Annotated in this window: 2 protein-coding genes and 1 pseudogene; 2 read left to right on the forward strand and 1 reads right to left on the reverse strand. The window is 74.0% G+C overall.

All coding sequences use genetic code 11. The features are described from left to right. Positions 1-184 precede the first annotated feature (184 nt). A complete protein-coding gene (locus tag ACFV0O_RS28375) occupies positions 185-2,266 on the reverse strand; it encodes an alpha-galactosidase (RefSeq protein ID WP_380346512.1) in 2,082 nt (693 codons plus the stop codon). Between the two features lie 385 nt (positions 2,267-2,651). Here ACFV0O_RS28375 and ACFV0O_RS28380 point away from each other — a divergent pair, with 385 nt between their 5' ends. After that, positions 2,652-3,161, forward strand: a complete 510-nt coding sequence (locus ACFV0O_RS28380) for a hypothetical protein (protein WP_380346513.1) — start codon at positions 2,652-2,654, stop codon at positions 3,159-3,161. Continuing rightward, a pseudogene (locus ACFV0O_RS28385) lies at positions 3,131-3,361 on the forward strand (hypothetical protein); the annotation flags it as partial. The gene ACFV0O_RS28380 and the pseudogene ACFV0O_RS28385, both read left to right, overlap by 31 nt. Positions 3,362-3,444: the final 83 nt, after the last annotated feature.

A 3,444-nucleotide genomic window follows, 5' to 3' on the forward strand; every position in this document is an offset into this window, starting at 1 on the left:
CGGGGGGGAGGGGGGGGCCCGGCTGGGCCGCGGTCGCGCCGGCCTGGGCGAGGCGTGGGGCGGGCGGGCCGCCGGCTTGGGTGGGCTCCCGCCCACCGGGAACGGCGCGCGGGACCTCGGTAGGAGGGCGGCATCCGGTGGGCCCGGGGCCGCCCTCACGACCTGGCTGGGAGGAACTACACGATCACGACAGGACGCTCCAACTCTGCCCGGGGGCCGCGCCGTTCACGGCCTCGGTGGTCACCGTCGAGCCGGCCGTGCCGCCGACGGCGCCGAGCGCGAGGCCGGTCGCGACGTTGGTGATGGTGAGCGCGCCGGTCGCGGCGTTCCCGCCGACCCGCCACTCCTGCCACGCGTTGCCCGGCGTGTAGTCCAGCAGGTAGGCGCTGTTGCCGGCCGCGGTGCCCGCCGACAGCACGGTGTGGGCGTGGGTGGCCGTGTCGCAGTTGTCGCTGATCCGCACGGTGCCGTCGGGGTTGGCCGTGAAGGTCCACTGCTCGGAGGTGTGCGTGGGCCACCAGGTGTTGACGTCGGCGGGGGAGGTGAGCGGCGAGCTGCACGTGCCGGCGACCTCCAGGACCAGGCCTGCGGTGCCGCCGGCTCCCAGCGCGTGGTACTTCCCGTCGCCCACGACCGCCGCCGGCACGGTGCCGGCCTTCGGCGTGAGCCGGAACATCGCGACGCCGTGCGGGGCCACCCAGGCGCCGCCGACGGTGCCGCCGGCCGCGACCGTACCGGTCGTGCCGGTCCACAGTTCCTTGGACGTGAACGCGCCGGTCAGCCCCAGCGCGGTGAGGTCGCTGCCGATCGTCCGCCAGTTGTCCGGGTCCTGGTTGACCAGCAGCACGGCGGTGTCCCCGTTCGCCAGCTGCCGCTTGAGCACGACCGGTGCCCTGGGGTCCGTCGGCGCGGCGCCGACCAGCGTCGCGGGCTTGGCGAGCGCGTCCTGGTCGACGGCGATGACGTCGGCGTTCTTGAGGACCGCCAGGCTCGACGCGCCGATCCCGGTGGACCAGGTGGCACCGTTCGCGCTGTGCTGCGACTGAGCGGCGGTGCGCAGGTCGGCGCCGGAGATCAGCGGGGCGGCGAGCATCGACAGGACGGAGGTCTCGGTGCGCGACTCGTCGTCGGTGAACGGCTTGTGGCAGGTGCAGGTGTCGGTGGTGCCGTAGAGGCCGTACACGTCGTTCCAGCCGGTGAACATCATGTCGAGGTCGTTCCAGCTGCCCGGGCGCACGTTGCCGGGGTACTGCAGGGCGGTGCGCAGCTGCCCGTTCCACAGCACGCCGTCGAGTTCGCTGTCGCGGTCCCCGCCGATCCGGCACAGGTTGGCCACCTGCCCGCACCACACGCCCGTCGGGGCGTAGCCCGGCGCGGTGAACGGCGCCGTCCCGGCGCTGAGGACGACGGGGTCGGTGCGAGCCGGGTCGGCCGGGTCGAGGAGGTGGGGCACGCCGGTGTGGGCGGGCTGGGCGGAGACGCTGAGGGTGACCTTCGGGCGGCCCTGGGCGGCGGAGGCGGCGTCGAGGGCGTGTTGGAAGGTCTGCACGCGGGTGTAGACGGAGCGGGTGAGTTCCTTGCCGATGCCCTGGGTGCCGTAGTCGTGGCCGTCCGGGCCGGTGATCGGCGGGCCGTAGGGGCAGTCGTCGTACTTGACGAAGTCGACGCCCCAGGCGACGAAGTCGGCGGCGTCGGTGGTCTCGTGGCCGAGGCTGCCGGGGTGCATCTGACAGGTCTCGTAGGTGTCGGTGGCGTAGAGGCCGAACTTCAGGCCCTTGGTGTGCGCGTACCGGGCCAGGTACTGGATGCCGTTGACGGTCCGGCCGTCGACGGTCTGCGAGGGGAAGTGGTCGGGGCGCGGGACGAGGTGGCCGGAGGTCGGGTCGTTGCCGGTGCCGTCGGTGCCGCTCACCGGGTTCCCGGCGGCGTCGTAGAGCTGCATCGATCCGCTCGGGGTCCGGACGAAGTCGGTGCTCTGGCCGTCCCGGTGCCAGAGCGACCAGCCGTCGTCGATGGTGACGGTGTCGTAGCCGGCGGCGACCAGGCCGTTGGCGGCCATGAAGTCGATCGTCTGGACGACCTGTTCCTCGGTGACCTCGGTGCCGAGGGAGTTCCACGAGTTCCACCCCATGGGCGGGGTGAGGGCGTTGCCGTTGCCCAGGGCGGCGGCCGGGGCGGCCGTGCCGAGGGCGAGGGTTCCGAGGCCGGTCGTGGCGAGTGCCAGCGCGAGCAGGGGTGCCGCGAGGCGGTGCGGGAGCAGGCGCACGTGCGCTCCTGTGGGGGGTGTGGGGGTGTGTGGGGGTGTCATGTGGCGTCGCGCGGTGCCGTGGGGGGCAGCGGGCCGGTCACGTGTCGCCGGGCGGGGCGTTTGAACGTTCCAATCGGGCGGCGCGGCCGCACGGCAGGACGTGGCCCTCGGTCCGCGGACCTCGACCCGCGAACCAGTGACATGTGCCATTTCACATGCCGCACCGGGGCGCCGTCAACGGGGTGCGCAGCAACGGCCGTTGACCCGCCCCGACAGGGCGTCAGTCAGAGGGTCACGACCGCCGGGCCCGGTCACGACCGTCGGTGTCAGTGGCCACCACTACGTTCATCACCACAAGCGCCGCCGTTGCGGCGTACGTTCCCCCGAATCCTGAGGAGATGGTGTGCTTTCGCCTGCCTGGGAGAATGCGAGTACGGCCCGGGTGGTCCCGCCCGTCCGGCCGCGCAAGCTCGCCAAGGTCCCGTTCGTGGAGCTGGCCGACGGACGCCTGCAGGGCGTCGTCTCCAGCGGCTCGGACATCGGCCGGGTCTACGTGTCGGCCATCGCGGCCGGCACCTTCGAGTTCGCGTGCAGCACCAACAACAACCGGCCCTGCGGCGGTGCCAGGGGCAGCTACTGCAAGCACCTGGACGCCCTGATCACCGAGGCCGTCGAGCAGTTCGGCGGCGAGCGCGTCGCCCGCTACCTGCGGGTGGACACCGGCGCGCAGAGCCCCAGCGCCCGGGACATCGGCGGCACGATGACCGCCGCCCGCCCGGCCAAGGCCGCCGCGTCCCCGGCCGCCGCGGTGTTCGCCCGGTTCCTGAACCACCTGGAGTACCTGGAGCACGCCCCGGTGACCGCTCCGCTGCCCGACCTGCACTGGTTCCCGACGACGCGGGCGGTGGCGTGATGCGCACCGACGTCCTCTCCTCGCCGGTCGCCGGTCTCGACGAGGCCCTCGCCGTCGTCGACGCCTTCGACCGGGTGCTGACGGACGGTCTGCTCCGCCCGCAGCCCGCCCAGGCCCGGGCGCTCGCCGATCTCGCCGGTGCCGTCGCGGCCTCCCCGCTCGCCGCCACCGTCGCCGCGGGGCCCGCCGCCGCGACCGCCGGGTCCGGGGGCCAGGTCCCCCCACTACGCAACGCCCCGCCCCAGAACCCCCGGGCACGCCCCCCGCACAACCAGCCCCCGCG

It is taken from the genome of Kitasatospora sp. NPDC059577 (assembly GCF_042735475.1).
Taxonomy (GTDB): Bacteria; Actinomycetota; Actinomycetes; order Streptomycetales; family Streptomycetaceae; genus Kitasatospora.